Annotated in this window: 16 protein-coding genes; 7 read left to right on the plus strand and 9 right to left on the minus strand. The window is 67.8% G+C overall.

Annotated elements, in window-relative coordinates; translation table 11 throughout:
* Positions 1-402, plus strand: coding sequence for a (R)-mandelonitrile lyase (locus tag EV645_RS29885; protein WP_130447397.1), 402 nt, complete (start codon positions 1-3; stop codon positions 400-402).
* Here EV645_RS29885 and EV645_RS29890 read toward each other — a convergent pair.
* Entirely contained in the window at positions 371-2,641 is a 2,271-nt protein-coding gene (locus tag EV645_RS29890; protein ID WP_242000753.1) for a HelD family protein, read from the minus strand. The two genes, EV645_RS29885 and EV645_RS29890, sit on opposite strands and share 32 nt — an antisense overlap.
* Before the next feature lie 241 nt (positions 2,642-2,882).
* Between EV645_RS29890 and EV645_RS29895 the strand changes: the two genes are divergently transcribed.
* The 3 genes from EV645_RS29895 (at position 2,883) to EV645_RS29905 (ending at position 5,488) form a co-directional block, all read left to right on the plus strand.
* The gene (locus tag EV645_RS29895; RefSeq protein ID WP_130447399.1) at positions 2,883-4,265 is read left to right on the plus strand and encodes a ferredoxin reductase family protein; all 1,383 of its coding nucleotides are present in this window, start codon (positions 2,883-2,885) and stop codon (positions 4,263-4,265) included.
* Between the two features lie 4 nt (positions 4,266-4,269).
* Positions 4,270-4,698: an FMN-binding protein gene (locus EV645_RS29900; RefSeq protein WP_130447400.1), complete on the plus strand. Its 429-nt coding sequence runs from the start codon at positions 4,270-4,272 to the stop codon at positions 4,696-4,698.
* 88 nt (positions 4,699-4,786) lie between these two features.
* Complete coding sequence (locus EV645_RS29905; RefSeq protein WP_198681942.1) at positions 4,787-5,488, plus strand: FAD:protein FMN transferase; 702 nt, start codon at positions 4,787-4,789, stop codon at positions 5,486-5,488.
* Positions 5,489-5,593: 105 nt separating this feature from the next.
* Here EV645_RS29905 and EV645_RS29910 read toward each other — a convergent pair whose 3' ends face one another.
* The 4 genes from EV645_RS29910 to EV645_RS29925 form a co-directional block, all read right to left on the minus strand.
* Positions 5,594-6,637 (minus strand): sialidase family protein, encoded by a 1,044-nt coding sequence (locus EV645_RS29910; protein WP_198681943.1) that lies wholly within the window; start codon positions 6,635-6,637, stop codon positions 5,594-5,596.
* A gap of 309 nt (positions 6,638-6,946) precedes the next feature.
* The gene (locus EV645_RS29915) at positions 6,947-7,834 is read right to left on the minus strand and encodes a carbohydrate ABC transporter permease (RefSeq protein ID WP_130447401.1); all 888 of its coding nucleotides are present in this window, start codon (positions 7,832-7,834) and stop codon (positions 6,947-6,949) included.
* Position 7,835: 1 nt separating this feature from the next.
* A complete protein-coding gene (locus EV645_RS29920) occupies positions 7,836-8,777 on the minus strand; it encodes a carbohydrate ABC transporter permease (protein WP_242000754.1) in 942 nt (313 codons plus the stop codon).
* Positions 8,774-10,123, minus strand: coding sequence for an extracellular solute-binding protein (locus EV645_RS29925; protein ID WP_130447402.1), 1,350 nt, complete (start codon positions 10,121-10,123; stop codon positions 8,774-8,776). The genes EV645_RS29920 and EV645_RS29925 overlap by 4 nt, the downstream gene beginning before the upstream one ends.
* A 268-nt stretch (positions 10,124-10,391) precedes the next feature.
* Between EV645_RS29925 and EV645_RS29930 the strand changes: the two genes are divergently transcribed.
* Positions 10,392-12,752: a glycoside hydrolase family 3 N-terminal domain-containing protein gene (locus EV645_RS29930; RefSeq protein ID WP_242000755.1), complete on the plus strand. Its 2,361-nt coding sequence runs from the start codon at positions 10,392-10,394 to the stop codon at positions 12,750-12,752.
* Positions 12,753-12,757: 5 nt separating this feature from the next.
* Complete coding sequence (locus EV645_RS29935; protein ID WP_130447403.1) at positions 12,758-13,846, plus strand: LacI family DNA-binding transcriptional regulator; 1,089 nt, start codon at positions 12,758-12,760, stop codon at positions 13,844-13,846.
* On the opposite strand, the gene EV645_RS29940 is transcribed toward EV645_RS29935, so the two are convergent.
* From EV645_RS29940 to EV645_RS29950, 3 genes are read right to left on the minus strand one after another with little or no spacing between them, the layout of a single operon-like run.
* On the minus strand, positions 13,847-14,503 hold the full coding sequence (locus tag EV645_RS29940) for a hypothetical protein (protein WP_130447404.1): 657 nt from the start codon (positions 14,501-14,503) through the stop codon (positions 13,847-13,849). It lies immediately after the preceding gene.
* Positions 14,500-15,315 carry an ABC transporter ATP-binding protein gene (locus tag EV645_RS29945; protein WP_130447405.1) on the minus strand — a complete coding sequence of 272 codons (816 nt, stop codon included), beginning with the start codon at positions 15,313-15,315 and terminating at the stop codon, positions 14,500-14,502. Before EV645_RS29945 ends, EV645_RS29940 begins: the two co-directional genes overlap by 4 nt.
* Positions 15,254-16,501, minus strand: a complete 1,248-nt coding sequence (locus EV645_RS29950) for an MFS transporter (RefSeq protein WP_130447406.1) — start codon at positions 16,499-16,501, stop codon at positions 15,254-15,256. Before EV645_RS29950 ends, EV645_RS29945 begins: the two co-directional genes overlap by 62 nt.
* 59 nt (positions 16,502-16,560) lie before the next feature.
* Between EV645_RS29950 and EV645_RS29955 the strand changes: the two genes are divergently transcribed.
* On the plus strand, positions 16,561-17,517 hold the full coding sequence (locus tag EV645_RS29955) for an ArsR/SmtB family transcription factor (RefSeq protein WP_130447407.1): 957 nt from the start codon (positions 16,561-16,563) through the stop codon (positions 17,515-17,517).
* A gap of 43 nt (positions 17,518-17,560) precedes the next feature.
* On the opposite strand, the gene EV645_RS29960 is transcribed toward EV645_RS29955, so the two are convergent.
* A complete protein-coding gene (locus tag EV645_RS29960) occupies positions 17,561-19,963 on the minus strand; it encodes a glycoside hydrolase family 3 protein (protein ID WP_130447408.1) in 2,403 nt (800 codons plus the stop codon).
* Positions 19,964-19,967: the final 4 nt, after the last annotated feature.

Genomic DNA, 19,967 nt, shown 5'->3' on the forward strand with positions numbered 1-19,967 from the left:
GTGCAGATCCTCCCCAAACCCGCCACCGCCAAAGGACCGGCCGAGTGGTTCACCGGCGACGTCTGGTACGACGTGATCATCCGCGGCGAGGCACCTTCCCGCGTCCGCGTGAACACCGTCCGCTTCGCCCCCGGCGCCCACACCGCCTGGCACCGCCACGCCGCCGGCCAAACCCTCCACGTCACCGAAGGCCTCGGCCTCATCCAGTCCCGCGGCGGCAAAGTCACCGTCATCCACCCCGGCGACGTCATCTACACCCCACCCGGCGAATGGCACTGGCACGGCGCCTGCCCCACCAACTTCATGACCCACACCGCCATCTGGGAATCCACCGACTCCAACAACCCCGAAACCGAATGGGGCGAACACGTCACCGAAGCGGAGTACGTCGTACCTGAGTGAGCACCTCCGGGAGGTCTCCGAGGATGGTGAGGTGTTTGGTGGGGCGGGTGGTGGCTACGTAGAGGTCTGAGAGGCCTTGGGGGGAGTCGGTGATGATTGTGGCTGGGTCGGCGATGACGACGGCGTCGAATTCGAGGCCTTTGGATTGGGCTACGTCGAGGAGGGCTACCTGGGCGTCGAGGACTGAGGGGTCGTGGGCGTGGGCGACGTCCGGTAGCGCGGCGGCGAAGGCGTTGTAGCGGGAGGTTGGGACGATGATTGCTACGTGGCCGTCGGCGATTGAGGCTTGGGCGGACTTGATTGCGGCTCGGATGGCCGGCTCGTCGGCGGGGGTGTTGAGGATGGTGGGCTTGGTGCCGGTTTTGCGGACTGAGGTTGGTGGGGTGAGGGATGGGTCGATGGTGGTGAGGATGTCGGCGGCGACCGACATGATCTCCGCGGGGGTGCGGTAGTTGACGGTTAGTTCGGCGGTGCGCCAGCGGCGTGGGGCGTAGCGGTCGAGGAGGTCGGACCAGGAGCGGACGCCGGCGGCCGAGCCGGTTTGGGCGATGTCGCCGACCAAGGTCATCGAACGGCGGGGGCAGCGGCGCATGAGCATCCGCCAGTCCATCGCGGACAGTTCCTGCGCCTCGTCGACGATGACGTGGCCGAAGACCCAGGTGCGGTCGGAGGCCGCGCGTTCGGCCAGGGTGAAGGGGTTGTCGATCAGTCGCGTGCGCTGGGCGACCAGGTCCTTGAACTGCTCGATCTCCCAGGGCATGATCTCGATCCGCTCGGCGGTCAGTTCGATGTCGATCACGCCGTGCGCGTACTCGCGATCGGCCTCGACCGCGGCGGCTTCCTCAGCCTTCTGACGGTTGCGTCCGGCAACGACCCCGCTGGTTTCGCCGAGCAGCTCGGCCGCCTCGTCGAGCAGTGCGACATCGGACGGCGTCCAGTCCGCCGTCAAAGGACGCAGTACGGCGGCTCGCTCGTCGTCGGTGAGCTGTGGTGCGGCGGCGGCCATTCGGTCCGCCGAGGAGAACAGCACGGAGACGAGGAGTTGCGGCGTGAGCTCCGGCCAGAGACGGTCGAGCAGCTCCAGGACGCGGTCGTCCTCGGACAGCTCCTTCTCGATGTCCTCGATGTCGACGGCTCCGACGTACTGGCGTCCGATCCGGTCGACGATCTGATTCGTCAGCGTCTTCAGGATCCGTCGCACGAAGAGCGGGCGCGCCCGGTTGTGCTGCTCCCGGGCCGTCAGCGCGCTCTGCCGGGCCTTGCGGATCGCGCTCGGCCGCAGTACCAGCTCGTGCTGGTCGACCTTCAGCTTGATCGGCGCGGCCGGTACGACGCGGAACCGGCTGATCGCCTCCGCGAGTACGTCGGCCATCGCCAGGTCGCCCTTGATCCGCGCGGCCTCGGCCGACTCCGGCGCGGTTGCCGAGACGCCGGGGTACAGCTCGCTGATCGTCGCGAGCACCACATCGGTCTCACCGAGCGACGGGAGCACCTGGTCGATGTATCGCAGGAACGTGCTGTTGGGCCCGACGACAAGTACGCCGCTGCTCCCGAGCTGCTCGCGATGCGTGTAGAGCAGGTACGCCGCCCGATGCAGCGCAACCACGGTCTTACCCGTACCAGGACCGCCTTGTACGACGAGGACGCCGGGCAGGCTGGCCCGGATGATCCGGTCCTGCTCGGACTGGATCGTGGCGACGATCTCGTTCATCCGGCCGGTGCGGCTCGCGGTCAGCGACGAGAGCAGCGCGGCCTCGCCGATCAGCGTGCTGCGTTCGCCGTCACCCAACGCCTCGAGATCGAGCAGGTCGTCGTCGACGCCGACGACGTTCCGGCCGTGCAACCGGATGTGCCGACGGCGTTTGACCCCGAGCGGCTCGGCGGCGGTGGCGCTGTAGAACACCTGCGCGACCGGCGTCCGCCAGTCGACCAGGATCGGTTCGTAGTCGTCGTCGAACAGTCCGATCCGGCCGATGTGGAACTGTTCTCCGGCGGTTTCGTCGATCCGGCCGAAACACAATCCGCGTTCAACCGACGACAACTGCGAGAATCGCCCGGAAAACAGATCCGTGAACGATTCGCGTTCGGTGTAGGACTGTTCGGTGCCGGTGGTTTCCTCGAGTTGGACCCGGTCGAGTTCGTTCTTGGCTCGTTCCCGCAGGATGTCCAGCCGGTCGTACATCCGGTCCACTTCTCCTTGTTCTGCGGTGATCTCGTCCGCGAGTAGCTGATCCGTCACGCTGCCCCCAAAGCTCTTGCGAAACCCCGATCGCATCTGCTAATCTGTAAACAGATGCCCGAGAGGGCGTCTTTTTTATTGCCCGTACAAATACCCAACAATAGCCATTTCCTTGGCCATGGGCAACAGTGAACGGCATTCCTGAAACGACCGCTTCACAGCCGGCTCCCAGGTAAGCCGAAGGCCGCGCTCAGCCGGCGACTCGACACTGAGGTGGATCCGCCACCCTCGAGGAGCCGCCATGACCGAGTCGCCCGCCGCCGTGCTGCCTGGCCGGCGGGCCAACTTCGACAGCACGGTGCGGACCATCGCCTTCGTGACGTTGTGGTTGAGCCTGCTGCTGGTCACCTATTGGTGGGTGGCCGGCGGCGGTGTGCAGGAGTTGGCGGGCTGGGCGACCGGCCTCACGTCACTCGGTCGGCTCACCGGCCTCCTCGCCGCTGCACTGCTCCTGGCCCAGGTCATCTTGATGGCTCGCGTCCCGATGCTCGAGGCGGCGTACGGGCAGGATCGGCTGGCGCGGATCCACCGCCTGACCGGGTTCACGTCGTTCAACCTGATGCTCGCGCACGTCGTGCTGATCACCTGGGGCTACGCGGCGGGGGAGCTGGGGAAGACGCCCGCGATGCTGTGGGATCTCACGGTCGACTACCCGGGCATGCTGCTCGCCGTCGGCGGTACGGCGTGCCTGTGCCTGAGCGTGCTGACGAGCATCAAGGCGGCACGGCGACAGATTCGGTACGAGTCGTGGCATCTGCTGCACCTGTACGCCTACCTCGGCGTCGGGCTCGCGCTGCCGCATCAGCTGTGGACCGGTCAGGAGTTCCTGTCGTCGACCAGCCGGACCGTGTTCTGGTGGACCGCCTGGGGACTGGCCGCCGCGGCGATTCTGGTCTTCCGGATCGGTGCGCCGATCTGGCGCAACGCGCGACACCGGCTCCGGGTCACGGCCGTCGTACCCGAGGCCGATCGAGTCGTCTCCGTGTACGTCGCCGGGCGGCACCTGGATCAGCTCCGGACCGAGGCGGGGCAGTTCTTCTCCTGGCGGTTCCTCGGCCGGCCTGGCTGGACTCGCGCCAACCCGTACTCGCTGTCCGCCGCTCCGGACGGCCGGCACCTGCGCATCACCGTCCAGGAAGCAGGCGACGGCAGCGCGGCGCTTCGCGGCGTACGTCCAGGTACGCGGGTTCTGGTCGAGGGACCGTTCGGCCGGTTGAGTGCGCGAGCCCGCACCGAGCGGCGGATCGCGCTGATCGGAGCAGGTGTCGGCATAACTCCGTTGCGGGCCCTGGCCGAGGGACTCGACTACGCGCCAGGAGACGCCGTCCTCATCCAGCGCTACACCGAGCACCAGCTGTTCCGGAACGAGTTGCAGGCACTTCATCACCAGCGCGGCCTGTCCCTGCTGACCTTGCCCGGGCACCGGCGAAGCCCTCACTCGTGGTTCGGCCCGGTGCCCGGCGAGCTCGACGACCTGCAGGCCCTGCGGTACTGGATCCCTGACATCGCCGACCGCGACGTCTACCTGTGCGGACCCGACGCCTGGACCCAGCTGGTCAAACACACCCTCGACGCCGCCGGCCTCCCGGCCGAACGGCTCCACCTCGAAACCTTCAAGTGGTGACCCCGTGAAACGCATCGTGCTCTGGTTTCTCGGTACGGCGTCGGCCGTCATCCTCATGTTCGGCTACCACACGTCGACCTCCGGCCCGCAGACCACGACCCCGCAGGCCAGCGGCGAAAGCAACGGCGCTGTCCCTTCGGTTGCACCTTCGTCGGCCGGCGGTCCCACGATCACGGGTGACGTGGCGCAGACCCAGTGGGGACCGGTGCAGGTCCAACTCACCGTGCAGAGCGGGAAGATCACGGCTGTCAGCGTTCCGCAGTACCCGAACGGGAATCACCGCGACGCCGAGATCAACGAGTACGCCCTGCCGATCCTCATCAACGAAACCGTCCAGGCCCAGAGCGCCAAGATCGACATGGTCAGCGGGGCGACCGTGACCAGCAACGGCTACATCCGTTCCCTGCAAAGCGCTCTGGACCAAGTGAAATGACAACGCGGTACGTCGAACACGTGATGGGCATGCCGATCAGCCTGGCGCTGCGCGGCCGCCATGCCGATGACGAGACCGCAACCCGGGCGTGTGGGCGAAGGCTCTCGAGGTACTGCGTGACGCCGACCGGATCTTCAGTACCTACCGCGAGGACTCGTGCGTGTCCCGCCTCAACCGCGGCGAGCTGACCGTGACGGACTGCCCGCCCGAGGTCCGCGAGGTCCTCGCCCTCGGCGAGCAGGCACGGCGCGAGTCCGGCGGCGCGTTCGACGTACGTCGCTCAGGTGGTCTCGATCCGAGCGGTGTGGTGAAGGGCTGGGCCGTCGAACGGGCTGCGCACGCGCTCAACGGATTGCCCGGCACGGACTACTGCCTTGCCGCCGGAGGAGACATGACCTGTCGTGTCGCCGGACCAAACGCACCCGCCTGGCGGATCGGGATCGAGGACCCGCACGACCCGGACAAACTGGTTGCCGTCGTGCCGATCCGCAACGGCGCGATCGCCACCTCCGGCCTGCACCGGCGCGGTGACCACATCACCGATGCCCGCACCGGCACCACGCCGGCCGCGCTCGCGTCGGTGACCGTCGTACACGGATCGCTCACGCAGGCCGACATCGACGCCACAGCAGCGTTTGCGCTCGGACCCGACGCGCTCACCTGGCTGCAGTCACGTCCAGGTCGGACCGGCCTGGTTGTCCTCGCGGACGGCACGCGTCAGGTCTTCGGCGACAGCACGCGGGAGATCACCTCGTCGACCATGCTGCGTCGCACCAGTACTCCGGGATGACCGGCCCCCGCCATGTTCGCCGTACTGGCGCTCGTGCCGGGGGCGATCAGACCCGGAAGCAGACAAAAGCTCCGAGCAGAAGGAGCTAGCGGCCGAAACCGGCGCTTAGCCGCCCAGCGAGATGATGCCAGCCTCGACAGGCCCGGATTTGCCGTACTGCGCTCCCGTGATGACGAAGACCAGGCCACGGTTCTGCGGGGCGCCGGGGCCGTCCAACGGGATGGTGAACCGGCTGTAGCCGGCCGGCATCGGCGACGAGAACCGCGTCCATGCGCCGGAGGCACCGAGGTCGCGGTTGATGAAGAAGTCCTGATCGTCGTTGCCCGTGACAACGATCGTTCCGTTCACGCCCCCCGACTGCGACCACGACACGACGGGGGCACCGTTCGGGGCGGAGCCGTTCTGGTCCACGAGCGAGGTGTCGGGGGAGAACCGGAACGACTCCGGGTCCTTCGCGATCCGGTAGTGCACGTGGTACGTGTAGTTGTTCTGATCGGGGTTCGTCGGGTCGTCCGGCTCCCCGAATTCGTAGGTCATGATCCACAGGTCACCCTTCAGCCGTGCCACTGTGGTCATGCCAGGCCGCTCGGCGTAGGCGGTTCCGGTCGCGTCGTCGACGACAGGACCCCACGTGTGCAGGTCCGTGCTGGTCTGGTGCGCGAGCTTCTGGCCGAAGTTGGGATCTCGCTGGTCGGAGTAGTAGCAGATCAGGTTGTCGTTGTGCAGCAGCAGGAACGGCTCCCATACCGGCGTCGCGCCGTTCGTCGTGTTGGCCGGTCCACCCTGGGCCACCGTGCTCAGGAACTGCCACGTGAGGCCGGCGTCCGTGCTGGCATACAGCTGGATGTTCGTGCTGCTGAAGTTTGTTCCGAGCCAGTTGCACGCGAAAAGAAGCGCGCCCTTGGGAAGACCGGCGAACGCGCGGGGCAGTTGGTAGAGGAACGGCTGCAGATACACCCCGGACGCCGTGCCTGCGTCGGGGACGCTGCTCTGCTTCGCCCACGTGCGGCCGTCGTCATCACTGCGATAGAGCGGGAACCCAGGGCCTCCGCCTTGGTAGGTTGCGAGCAGGGTCTCCGATTTGCCCGGCGCCGAGGTGCCGAGCCGGACAGCGCGAGCGTAGGACGTGCGCCCACCTTGACCAGCCACGACGACGGGTCCGAACGGAACCTCCCCACCTGGTCTGCCCGGAGGACCCGCCGGGCCGGGGTCTGCGAATGCCGGTCCTGCAAGGCCCAAGCCCAGGCCTGCCGCTGCTGCACCCGCACCGAGAAACACTCGGCGGGAAAGCTGCGGCGTCGGGTTGGTCGAGTTACTCACAGGCGTATGGCGATGCTGCACTTATGCCTCCCTGTTGAAGCCCCCCGCCACGCACGTCGATGCGCATGGCTCCGAGAAGGGGGTAATTCGCACGACAGTTCTCAAGACGGAGCTGACCAAAGCTCCGAGCAGAAGGATCTAGCGGCTGAAGCCCGCGGTCAGGCCGGAGAGGAGCTGGCGGCGGCTGACGGCGTACAGGATGACGATGGGCAGGGTGGTGAGGACGACCGAGGCGAGGACCGCCGGGACGTTCACGCTGTACTGGCCCTGGAAGGTCCACAGTGCCAACGGCAGCGTGCGTTTGTCCGGGCTCTGGGTCAGGATCAGCGGCAGGAGGAATCCGTTCCAGACGGCGAGACCGTTGTAGATGCTCACGGTCACGAGCGCCGGCCGGGTCAGCGGGAACGCGAGCGTGCGGAGCATGCCCCACTCGGTCGCGCCGTCCACCCGCATCGACTCGAACAGTTCCTTGGGGACGTCGCGGATGAAGTTCGACAGCACCAGCACCGACAGCGGGATCGAGAACGCGACGGATGGCAGGATCAGCGCGAGCAGGCTGTCGTACAGGTGCATCTTGATGATCAGCAGGTAGACCGGGATGATCGTCGCCTGCAGCGGGATCGCCAGCCCCATCAGGAACATACCGTTGACCCCGGCAAGGAACCTGCTGCCGGCGCCGCGGATGATGGCGTACGCCGCCATGAACGAGATCCCGACGGCCGGAACGATCGTGCCGATGGTGACGATCACGCTGTTGATGAAGTACCGCGGAAAGTCGGACTCGATGACGAGCTTGTAGTTCTCCGACGTCGGTGCGGACGGCAGGGCGAACGGGTTCTGGCTGAAGTAGTCACTCTGGTCCTTGAAGCTGGTGACCACGATCCAGTACAGCGGGATCACCACGATCGCGAGCCAGATCCAGCCGGCCAGGCCGCCGAACCAGTTCAGCTGGAGCAGCTTGTGTGCGCGCACCGGTCCGCCGCGTGCGCGGCGGGTCGACGTACTCGAGGTGGTTGCGATCGCCATCTCACGCACCTTCCTGCTGGCTGGCCGTCGTACTGCCGCCGAGCCGCCGGAGAATCAGCGCGAGCGCCAGGCCGAGCAGCACGATGATGGACGCGATCACGCTGGCGGGACCCATCTGGTTGGACATGAAGCCGCGCTTGTACATGTCGAGGGCGAGCACCCGGGTGGCATCGCCCGGGCCGCCCGCGGTCAGCACGAAGATCAGGTCGAAGAAGGTCAGCGAACCGACCACCATCAGGGTCGACGAGGTGATGATCGTGTACTTCAGTTGCGGCACGGTGATGCTGAAGAACTGGCGGACCCGGCCGGCGCCGTCGATCGAGGCGGCCTCGTACATCGTGGTCGGGATCTGCCGTACGCCGCCTTGGTAGATCAGCGAGTGGAACGGGATGAACTGCCAGGACACGATGAAGATCACCACGCCGATGGCGAGGTTGCTCTTGCCGAGCCAGTCCTGGGTGAGGAAGCCGATGTGCAGGCCCGCGCCGAGGCCGAAGTTCGGATCGAGCAGAGCCTTGTAGGTGATCGCGATCGCGGCCGAGCTGAGCAGCAGCGGGATGAAGTACAGCACGGCAAGGAACGCGCGGTACCGCTGCCGGCCGGCCAGGAAGGTGCCGAGCAGCAGGCTCATCGGGGTCTGCACCGCCCAGGACAGGATCATGATCTCGAAGGTCACGAGGACGCTGTGCCACGTCTGCGGATCGGCCAGCACCGAGCGCCAGTTCGCGAACCCGTTGGCATGGATGGGGCCGAGGCCGTCCCACTGGGTGAAGCTCAGCACGACCACGCCGATCAGCGGCACGATCCCGAACACGACGAACAGCAACAGCGCGGGCAGCACCATCCAGGCGACCGGACCGCTCCGCCCGACCCGGGACCCCCCGGCGCCGGACGAGACATTGCGGCCGGTCGCCGGGGCGACGGGCGGAGCGGCTACAGTCACTGCCCGATCACCGCGTTCATGTTGTCGGCAAACTGCTGCGGAGAGATGGACAGCTGGAAGAGCTTGGCGATGTTGTCGAGGAGGGTCTCGGCCTGCGTCGGGCTGAGGGCCTGGTCCCAGGACTGGGCGAAGTTCTTCGCGTTCGCCGCCGTGTCATAGACGAAGTTCAGCCACGCGGCGTCGTTCTTGTCCGTGATCGACGAGAGCTTGTCCTTCGCGCTCTTGACGACCGGGATGTTGCCGGACTTGACCCAGGCATCCACCGTGGCGTCGTCGAGAGTGTTGTTCGCGATGAACTTCTTCGCGTTGTCCTTGTCGGCCTGGGTCGCCTTCGACGAGATCGACATGTACTGACCCGGGTTGCCCACGGTGTCGCTCGGGTCGCCCTTGCCGCCGTCGACCGGCGGGAAGTTCATGTACCCGAGGTGCCCGCCGGTGACGAAGTCCTTGCCGGACGACTTCATGTTGCCGTAGGTCCACGCGCCGTGCAGCATCATCGCTGCCTTGCCGGTGTAGAGCAGAGCCTGGTCGGCGTTGGAGTCGGCGGTGATCGAGGAGAAGCCCTTGACGAAGCCGTTCGCCTTGATCAGCTTCTGCATCTCGTCGAGCGCCTTGAGCGCGGACGGGTCGGACCAGCCGTCCTTCTTGCCGTCGTAGATGTTCTGGAAGACCTCGCTGCCGCCGATCCGGTCGAACAGGAACTCCAGCCACATCATGTTGGTCCAGCGGGACTGGCCGCCGAGTGAGAACGGCGCGATGCCCTTCTCGTTGAACTTCGGCACCAGGTCCATGATGTCGCCCCACGACTGCGGCGGCTCGGCGCCGATCTTCTCGAAGGAGCGCTTGTCGTAGAACAGCACGATCGGCGTCACGGTCTCACCAGGCACCGCGTAGAGCTTGCCGTTGACCGTCGCCGCCGTGAAGGCCGACGGGAAGATCGAGTTCTTCAGGTCGGTCTGCTGGTTGAACCAGTCGGTCAGGTCCTCGACCTGGCCGGCCTCGACGTACGACTTCAGGCCGCCGCCGCCCCAGCCCCAGATCAGCGTCGGGCCCTGCCCGGCTCCGATCGCGGTCTTGATCTTCGCCTTGAAGGCGTCGTTCTGGAACTCGGTGGTCTTGATCTTGCTGCCCGAGTTCGCGTCGTTGAACCGCTTGACCTGCGCCTCCCGGATCGCCTGCTGCGGCTGACCGGTGAGGAACCAGTAGGTCGTGCCCGTGCCGGCCGCAGCTGCTCCGGTGGTGGAACCGGGCGTGCTACTCGGGCCGGAGCTGCCGCAAGCGGCAAGGCCGGCCGCCAAAGCGCCGCCACCGACGAAACCTAGGAAGGTACGCCGGGATGTCGTCATGGGATCCACTGTGATCTCCGTACTCCGTGCTGCCCCCACAGGTTGCGGAAGGCACCTGTCGATGTGACTTGTTTTCGAAACATAGGTTTCGGAGATAGTGCTGTCAAGACTTGAACTAAGTCGACTTTGGGGTCACAGTGAGGTCACGCAATCGCCTGCTGAGCAGGCGATTCACAGATCAGGGGCGGATCGCCAGGATCGACAGGGGAGCTTCGAAAACTTTTCGATAATTGCTCACCGAAAAGAACGATCATCAAGGGAGATTTTCTTGTCCATCTCGACTGACAGGCCCTGGCGCGACCCGGCGCTCCCTGCCGCCGAGCGGGTCGGGCTGCTGTTGCAGGCGATGACGCTGGAGGAGAAGGTCGCCCAGCTGGGCAGTCGCTGGGCCGGCAACGACATGGCCGACCACGAGCTGCCCGAGGACGAGACGCTCAACGTCGCGCCGATGGAGGACGTCTTCTCGGCCGGCGGTTCGCAGTCGCTGGAGGACGCGAGTCGCGACGGCCTCGGCCATCTCACCCGGGTCTGGGGCAGCTATCCGCTGTCGGTCGAGCAGGGCATCGCCGAGGTGATCCGGCAGCACGAGGTGGTGCTGAAGAACTCACGACTCGGCATCCCCGCGCTGGTCCACGAGGAGTGCCTCACCGGCTTCACGACGTACGGCGCGACCGTCTACCCGGCGTCGATCGCCTGGGGTGCGACGTTCGACCCGTCGCTGGTCGAGCGGATGGCAGCCGCGATCGGGCGGGACATGGCGGCCGTCGGCGTACATCAGGGACTGTCGCCGGTGCTCGACGTCGTCCGCGATTATCGCTGGGGACGCGTCGAGGAGACGATCGGCGAAGACCCTTACCTGGTAGGGATCCTGGGCTCGGCGTACGTGCGTGGTCTGCAGAGCGCGGGCGTGCTCGCGACGCTGAAACACTTCGCCGGGTACTCCGCTTCGCGCGCCGGCCGGAACCACGGTCCGGTGTCGATGGGCAAGCGGGAACTGCTCGACATCATCCTGCCGACGTTCGAGACCGCGATCGCGACGGCCGGCGCCGGGTCGGTGATGAGCTCGTACTCCGACCTCGACGGACTGCCCGCGAGTGCGGACCCGTGGCTGTTCACCGACGTACTGCGGGGTGAGTGGGGCTTCGAGGGGACTGTCGTCTCGGACTACTGGGCGGTGCCGTTCCTGGCTTCGATGCATCGGGTTGCGGCTGACAATGCGGACGCCGGCGCGCTGGCGTTGAGCTCTGGGACCGATGTCGAGTTGCCGGACACGATCGGGTTCGCCGGGCTGGTGGACAAGGTGAAGTCGGGCGAGGTGTCCGAGGAGCTCGTCGACCGCGCGGCGCGGAGGTTGCTGCTGCAGAAGGTCGAGCTCGGCCTGCTCGACGAGGACTGGACGCCGGAGGGTTCGGTGCGGACGTCCGTCGAGCTCGACTCGGCGGAGAACCGTGCGATCGCGGCCGAGCTGGCAGAGAAGTCTGTGGTGTTGCTCGACGCGGGAACGGCTCTTCCGCTGACCAACCTTGCCAAGGTTGCCGTCGTCGGGCCGGTGGCGCATGATCCGCGCACCTTGATGGGCTGTTATGCGTTCCCGAACCATGTGCTTCCCCGGTACCCGGAGCGGGGGATGGGGATCGACATCGCGACGCCGCTTGATGCCTTGCGCAACGAGCTGGCCGGCGTGGAAGTCTCGTATTCAAAGGGTTGTGAGGTCATCGGGGACGATCGCTCCGGGTTCGACGAGGCTGTTGCGACGGCCCGGGAATCTGATGCGGTCGTGGCGTTCGTGGGCGATCTGTCCGGTCTGTTCGGGCACGGGACGTCCGGTGAAGGGTGTGACGCCGAGGACCTGCGGCTACCCGGCGTACAAGGCGAGCTGGTCGATGCGTTGCTCGACACCGGGAAGCCGGTGGTCGTGGTGGTGATTTCGGGTCGGCCCTATGCATTGGGTCTGTTCGCCGATCGGGCTGCAGGGCTGGTGCAGGCGTTCCTCCCTGGGCAGCAAGGTGCAGCCGCGATCGCCGGCGTGTTGAGTGGTCGGATCGTGCCCAGCGGGAAGTTGCCGGTGCAGATTCCGCGGCATATCGGTGGGCAGCCTGGTACGTACCTGCAGCCTGCGCTCGGCAGTGTGGAGAGTGCCGGGATCAGCGGGCTCGAGGTCCGCCCGTTGTACCCGTTCGGCTACGGGGCGTCGTACACGAGCTTCGAGGTCGGCGATCTGCGGCTCAGTACGGCGGAGATCGCCAGCGACGGCGAGTTCACCGCGACGGTGCGGGTGCAGAACACCGGCGACCGCGCAGGTGACGAGGTCGTGCAGTTGTACCTGCGCGACGTTGTCGCCCGGGTCGCCCGGCCGTTGAAGCTGCTGACCGGGTTCGCACGGGTGTCGCTCGAGCCGGGGCGGGCGGTCGATGTCACGTTCCAGGTGCACGCCGATCGCACGGCGTACACGGCCCCGGATTTGAGACGGATCGTCGAGCCCGGGGACTTCGAAGTGATGATGGGCACGTCGTCACTCGACCTGCCGTGTCGCGCTTCGGTGCGGATCACCGGGGATGTGAGGGTGGTGGGACACGACCGGGTCCTGACGACGCCGGTGACGATCGCAGAGGATCCAGGAGGAGGGTGACGGAGATGACTCGATTGAAGGGTCGCGTCACCCTGGCGACGGTGGCCGGGTCCGCCGGCGTCTCGGTCGCCACGGTCTCCAAGGTGCTGAACGGGCGCAGCGATGTCTCGCCGGTCACCCGCGCGCGCGTCCAGGAGATCCTCCAGAAGCACGGGTACGTCGGTCGCCGGCCGGACCCGGTGCAGCGGGACACGATCGAGCTGTTCTACCAGGGCGTGGTCAACGCCTACTCGGTCGAGGTGATCCAGGGCGTCGTCGAGGCCGGTCAGGCAGCCGGGGTCGACATCGTGCTGAACTCCCGCCCGAAACATCCGCCGGCCACAGGGACCACTGCGACCAACGGCGCCACTCGGATCACGGCCGCGAGCACGGGCCGGGCGGCGCGCTGGATCCGGCAGCTGATCGCCAGCGGCCGCCGGGCCGCGATCGGCCTCACCAGCGAGTTGTCCGATGCTGATCTGGCCGCACTGGCCCGGGCGCGCGTGCCGTTGGTGGTCATCGACCCGGCGAACACGCCGGAGCCCGAGGTGACCAGCGTCGGCTCGACCAACTTCGCCGGCGGGATGGTCGCGGCGCAGCACCTGCTGTCGCTCGGGCACCGGCGGATCGCCTACGTCGGCGGCCAGCCGACCTCGGGGTGCAACCGGGCCCGGATGAGCGGCTTCCGCAGCGCGATGGACGCGGCCGGCGCGACGGTGCCACCGGAGTACGTCTGGTTGAGCGACTTCCTGTACGACGACGGCCTCGCCGGCGGCTCCTCGGTGCTGGACCTGCGGGACCGGCCGACCGCGATCTTCGCCGGGAGCGACGAGGTCGCGCTCGGAATCCTCGAGGCAGCGCGGGCGCGCGGTCTGCGGGTGCCGGAGGACCTCAGCCTGGTCGGCTTCGACGACACCGAGGTGGCCCGGCTCGCCTCGCCGCCGCTCACCACCGTGCGGCAGCCGCTACGCGAGATGGGTGCGGTCGCGCTCCGTACGGCGCTGCAGCTTGCGGCCGGCGAGCAGGTCGCCTCACACCACGTCGAGCTGGCGACGAGCCTGATCGTCCGCGGCTCGGCGGCGCCGCTCGAGTTGTCGTCCGTCGCGGCCTCCTGATCATTCCTTCCGGTCCGCGAGGGCCTTGGTCACGAACACCGCGGCGACCAGCAACACCACGGACAGCGCAGCGAGGAGCGTGAGCGGTACGGCGTTGGCGCCTGCCGTCTTGTCGTTCGAGAGCACGGTCATGATCGAGCGGATCGGGGAGATCCAGCGCAGCAGCAGTACGGCGAGGATCGCGGCGGCCGCGGTCAGCATCGCGATCCCGATCCGCCGGATCACCAGTCGCGAGCACAACAACCCGATCGTTGCGCCGATCAGCGCCGCGCCGAGTTGGGCGGCCGCACCGACCGCGAGCGTGCCCGCGGTGACGACATGGTTCCCGGTGACGATCGGGTAGACCAACCCGATGATCAGCAGCGGTACGCACCACGTCACGACGACAGCGACCGTCGTCGCGAGGACTCGCAGCGAGCTCCCCATCGTCACGACCGTGATCTGCCGCTGCGTCGGGTCCTCGTGATTGACGATGCTCACGGTCAGCCACGTCGTACAGACCAGCATCGCGAGCACGCAGAACGCGTACGACGACTGAAGCGGGCCGTTGTCCGACGTCGTACCGACGGCCATCGCGGCCAGGAAGATCAGTGTCGGCGGGAGGTAGCGCTGGGAGAGCAGGACGCTCGTCACCAGATAGCGGTAGAGGGCAGTCACTCGGACCTCACCTGGCGGACCGTCGTGACCGACCAGCCGTGTTGCAGGGCCGTCAGCAGCGTCGCGTCGTGGAGCCCGGTCGGCACCATCAGTGTGATGCCTGCCTCGTGCGGTCGTACTTCGACCACGTCCGGGTGCCGCGACCAGTCGATGTTGGCGCCCGGCACCATCGAGATCTCGGTCAAACTTGTCTGATGGGTGATGGCCGTCAGCCGGCCGTGCTCGATCTCGCAGACCCGGGTCGCCGTCGAACGGACCACCTGGGCGGAGTGCTCGGTGAAGGCGACGGCGGCGCCCTGTGCGGCGGTCTCGGTGAGGAGCTCGCGCAACGTGGTGTGCGCGGTCGCGTCGAGACCGGCCCAGGGCTCATCGAGGACGAGGAGCTCAGGTTGTCTGAGGAGTGCTTGAGCGAGCGCCACCTTCTGCGCGTTGCCCTTCGACAGCTTCCGCATCGGTGTGTCCGCACCGCCCGAGAGTGCAAGCCGATCCAGTAGCTCGTGAGCGCGGGCTTGCGCCGAACGCGTGCTGAGTCCGCGGATCCGTCCCATGTGCCTCAGGTACGCCGAAGCGGAGAGCCGATCGTGCGACGCGAACACATCCGGGACGTAGCTGACGACGGTGGCGTTGCGTTGCACCGATCCGGCCGACGGCCGGGACAGCCCGACCATCAACTTCAGGACGGTGGACTTGCCGGAGCCGTTGGCACCGACCAGTGCGAGCAGTTCGCCCGCGTTCACCTGCAGGTCGACGTCAGCCAGGATCTCCCGCCGCCCGTACCGTTTCGAGACTTTCCGCAGCCGGACCACTTCCATGCCGTGAGCCTATCGATCCGGCGGGCCGCATCACCCGGGACAGCGGGCGGGAGAGGATCGCGGAGACGATCAGGGAGGCGGCTGCGAAGGCTGTCATCGTCGGAGCGGCCGAGGTCAGGTCCGCCAGAGCGCCGGCCAGGATCGCGACCACGCCGAACGTAGTACCACGCAGTGCGGACTCGAGCCCGAGCACCTGTCCGCGCAGCTCCGCCGGAGTGAGGTCGACGAGGACTTCCTGCTGAGCAAGGGATGCCGAGTAGCCGAAACTCCCGACGGCGACGAGTGCGCAGAGCACAGCGATCGGCAGCTGGAACGCGAAGCCAAGGAACGGTACGGCGAGGACGAACCGGAGCCACCGTGCCGCGACCCGGCGGCCGTTGCGGGTGAGGAAGCGGCCGACGGTGAGATCACCGCTCATCATCCCGGCGGCTCCCGCGGCGAGCAGCCAGCCCGCGCGCGGTCCGGCGTACGGGACGAAGAGGGCCTCGCAGCCGACGATCAGGCCGTTGGGAAGGGTCAGTGCGAGTAGAAGCGGACGGGTGCGCTTCTGCGCGAGGAGTGTGCGGTTGCCGCGCCAGGTCTCGGCGAGACCCGTCCGGGCGACCCGGCGTGGCGGACGATCCTGCAGGCCGAACCGGACGACCGGTACGGCGAGGGTGGCGAAGCCGGTCGCGATCCAGAGGACCGTGGACGGGCTGACAGCCTGCAGCAAGATGCCCGCGATGCCGAAGCCGGCGATCTGCATCGCGCCGACCGACAGGTTCATCGCGGACCGGCCGAGGATGAACTGGTCGTCGTGCACCACTTCGCCGAGCAGCCCGTAGCGGACGCCGGCGCCGATCGACAAACCGTAGGCGAGGGTGAGCGACAGCACGAGACGCAGGCCGGGGGAGAGATCGAGCGCCGCTTGGATGCCGACCGCAACGGCCGAACCGGCCGCGAGCAGCGTGAGGATCTGCCGGGGCCGGGCGGTGTCCGCGGCCGACATCAGCGTGGAGACGCCGAGCACCTGGGCGAGCGACGGACCGAACATGATCGTCGCCGCGAGCAGCGCGGATCCGGTCGTGGCGTCGACCACGATCGCCAGCGTCAGGCTGGTCATCGTCGAGGACGCGTTGCCCAACGCGCTGCCGATCCACAGATTGCGGAACTCGCGGTTGGCGAAGATCTGCGTGTACGTGCTCATGACGGACACCATCGACCGCGGGCTGCTCGACGCCTACAGTTTCGGATGGAGGCGAAACGTTGTCCGAATTCCTTGTCGATGCCGACACCCTGGTGAACGCCCGGTTCGGTACGTCGCAGCTCACCGAGACGGTGTCGGCGCTGAAGCTACTGCGGACGCCGGTCGAGCCTTGGTATCGGCCGTGGAAGGACGCGCACACTGCCGCATACCAGGCGGCGCTGGCGGCGAACCCGGTCTGGGCGGCGATCGTCGACAACGCCTTCGGGACCAGCTGGGCGGCCGACTTCTTCACCGTCCCGCCCCTCCAGCCGGACCTTGCCCTGGACACGGAGCTCGAGTACCTGACCTCGTTGGACGATGAGCGGATCCGCGCGGACCTGAGCGTCGTACGCACGCCGCTGTCGCCGATCCTGCTCTCGTCGTCCGGGCTGGCCGCGGAGGCTGCTGACTTGTTGCGGTGGATCTGGCGCGTGACTATCGAGCCGGAGTGGCCGCGGCGGTTGCGGGTGCTGCAGGCCGACATCGTGTCGCGGACGTCGCGGCTCAGCGAGCAGGGCTGGTCCGGGGTGCTCCGCGGATTGGGGCCGGACGTGCGGTGGCTCGGCGAGGGGCGGATCCAGGTCAACCGCTGGGACTATCCGCCCACCGATGTTCGCGGACGGGACCTGATGTTCATCGCGGCGCATACGCAGCGGGTGAATGTGAGCTGGCGGTTGCCGGACCGCTTCGCGCTGGCCTACCCGGTCACCGGCATCTTCGCGACCACGGCGACGCCGGACGAGCCGTTGGTGCAGCTGCTCGGGCGCAACCGTGCGCGCATCCTGGTCGAGGCTGCGGCACCCGTGAGCACGACGCTGCTGGTCGCGACGACCGGTTTGTCGCTGGCGACGATCTCCGACCATCTCCGGGTGCTGACCGACAGCGGGTTGCTGGAACGCCGCCGGTCCGGGCGGTCGGTCTTGTACTGGCAGTCCGACACCGGCCGTCGCGTGGTGGGACGGCCGGTGTCGGGCTGAAGGCGTCCGTCGAACGAACGCCGGGGCTCGCCCAGCTGGGCAGCTAGCGCAGGATCTCCAGTTCGGCCGTGAGTGCGAGATCCGACACGGACGAGCCGGCTCGGAGGGTGAAGGTGCCTGGCTCGGTGGTCCAGCCGTCCTGCCAGTGTTCGAAGGTGTGGTCGTGCAGGGTGACCGTGATCTCGCGTGCCTGCCCGGCGTCGAGGCGTACGACGGCGAAGCCCGCCAGCCAGCGCACCGGTCGATCGACCGTGCTGTCGGCGCGTTCGGCGTACACCTGGACGACGTGCTTGCCGGCGCGGTCGCCGGTGTTGCGGACGGTCAGCGCGACCGATGTCGGGTCGTTGGCGCGGAGGTCGGACAGCTCCCAAGTGGTGTACCCGAGGCCGTGGCCGAACTCGTACGCCGGCTCGGTGCCAGCCTTGAGCCAAGCGCGGTAGCCGACGTGGATGCCCTCGTCGTACCGCACGACGCCGTCCTTCGGGGTGACGTCGATGACCGGTACGTCGGCCTCCTCGCGCGGCCAGGTGGTCGGGAGACGACCGCCGGGCTCGGTCCGGCCGAGGAGTACGTCGGCGAGCGCGTCGCCGTACTGCTGGCCACCGAAGTACGTCGCCAGCACGGCCGCGACGTCGTCCCGCCAGGGGAGGAGGACGGGGGAGCCGGCGTTGACCACGACGACCGTGCGCGGGTTGGCGGCCGCGACCGCGCGGACGAGGTCGTCCTGGCGGCCGGGCAGTGCGAGCGACGTACGGTCGTAGCCTTCGGATTCGACCTTCGAATTGGTGCCTACGACAACCAGTGCGACGTCCGCGGCGCGGGCCGCCGCGACAGCCTCGTCGATCAGGGCCTGCGGGTCGTCGTTGCCGGGCTCGACGCCGACGACGATGCCGAACGCGTTGCTCAGACCGCCTTCCAGCTTGGGCAGATCGAGCTCGACGCGGATATCGACCGGCGTACCGGCGGTCACCTCGAGCGGTGTGGAGATCGACGGCGGTGAGAGCAGCGCGGCGCCGAGGTCGGTGCCCACCGGAATCGCGGTGTCCTCCCGGAGGAGGTTGCTGTCGGCAAAGATCCGGCCGCGGCCGACCGAGGCGAAGCCGAGCTTGATCGCACCGGATTCGGCCGGGGTCCAGGTGGTGCGGAACTCGAAGACCGTGGACTCGGCGATCGGTGCGTCGCCGCCGAGGTAGACGAGGGCGCTGGAGAAGCGGTCCTCGGCGTACAGCTCGGTGCCATCGGCGGTCAGGAAGCGTACGTGGGCGCCGCGCTCGCCGGTCTGCGGGTTGGTCATGGTTGCCGGTGGCAACTCGCCGACGCCCTCCTGGACGACGGCGCCGAGCGAGTAGGTGACCTCGGCGTTCGGGAGTGCCTTGCGGATTCCGTCGAGCGGGGAGACGACGGCCGACGGGATCACGGTCGCGCTGCCGCCACCCTGGGTGCGGGCGTCGCGGGCGTTGTGTCCGATGACGGCGACGCGTTGGAGCTCGGCCCACGGCAGTTCGCTCTTATTGGTGAGCAGGACGGTGCCTTCGGCGGCCGCCCTCCGAGCGAAGGCGACGCCGTCCACCTGCGGTACGTCGGCCGGCTTCTCGTAGCCTTCGAGGGCGCCGACGCGGGCGGCCAGAGCGAGGATGCGCAGGACCTTGCGGTCGATCGCGTCTTCCTTGACCTCGCCGGAACGGACAGCCTCGACGAGTGCGTCGCCCCAGGCGCCGACCGGGCCGGGCATCGCGAGGTCCTGGGAGTGCTTGGCGCTCTCCACGCTGCGGACCGCGGTCCAGTCGCTGACCACGACGCCGTCGAAGCCCCAGTCGGTGTTCAGCGGGGTCTCGAGCAGGTCGTTCTCGGAGGCGGTCGCGCCGTTGATCGAGTTGTACGCGCTCATCACGAGCCACGCCTTCGACTCGGTCACGGCCTTCTCGAACGCGAGCAGGTAGACCTCGCGGAGCGTGCGCTCGTCGACCACGACGTTCGCGGTGAAGCGATCGGTCTCGAAGTCGTTCGCCACGTAGTGCTTCGGGGTGGCGCCGACGCCGAGCTCCTGGACGCCGGCGACGTACGCCGCGGCGAGCTCCGCGGTCAGCACCGGGTCCTCGCTGAACGCCTCGAAGTGCCGGCCGCCGAGTGGGGAACGATGCAGGTTGATCGTCGGGCCGAGGACGACGTCGACATTCTTCCGGCGGGCCTCCAGCGCCGACACCACGCCGTACCGATGGGCGATCTCGACGTCCCAGGAGGACGAGAGGGCGGTGGCGGACGGGAGGTTGAGCGACGGGTCGCGCTCGTCCCAGACCGGGCCGCGGACACCGCTCGGGCCGTCGGACAGCACCATCGAGCGGAGGCCGATCGCGGGCAGCGCGTAGGTCGACCAGAAGTCCTGGCCGGTGAGGATCCGGACCTTGTCCTCGAGGGTGAGCCGGCCGAGCAGGTCGTCGAAGTTCATGGCG

The organism is Kribbella rubisoli (assembly GCF_004217145.1).
Classification (GTDB): Bacteria; Actinomycetota; Actinomycetes; order Propionibacteriales; family Kribbellaceae; genus Kribbella; species Kribbella rubisoli.

Excerpts from the sequence above, each read along its gene's own strand:
- EV645_RS29895 (WP_130447399.1), top strand. The coding sequence starts at position 2,883 with ATGACCGAGTCGCCCGCCGCCGTGCTGCCTGGCCGGCGGGCCAACTTC.
- EV645_RS29915 (WP_130447401.1), bottom strand. The coding sequence starts at position 7,834 with ATGGCGATCGCAACCACCTCGAGTACGTCGACCCGCCGCGCACGCGGC.
- EV645_RS29925 (WP_130447402.1), bottom strand. The coding sequence starts at position 10,123 with ATGACGACATCCCGGCGTACCTTCCTAGGTTTCGTCGGTGGCGGCGCT.
- EV645_RS29935 (WP_130447403.1), top strand. The coding sequence starts at position 12,758 with ATGACTCGATTGAAGGGTCGCGTCACCCTGGCGACGGTGGCCGGGTCC.
- EV645_RS29945 (WP_130447405.1), bottom strand. The coding sequence starts at position 15,315 with ATGGAAGTGGTCCGGCTGCGGAAAGTCTCGAAACGGTACGGGCGGCGG.
- EV645_RS29950 (WP_130447406.1), bottom strand. The coding sequence starts at position 16,501 with ATGAGCACGTACACGCAGATCTTCGCCAACCGCGAGTTCCGCAATCTG.
- EV645_RS29960 (WP_130447408.1), bottom strand. The coding sequence starts at position 19,963 with ATGAACTTCGACGACCTGCTCGGCCGGCTCACCCTCGAGGACAAGGTC.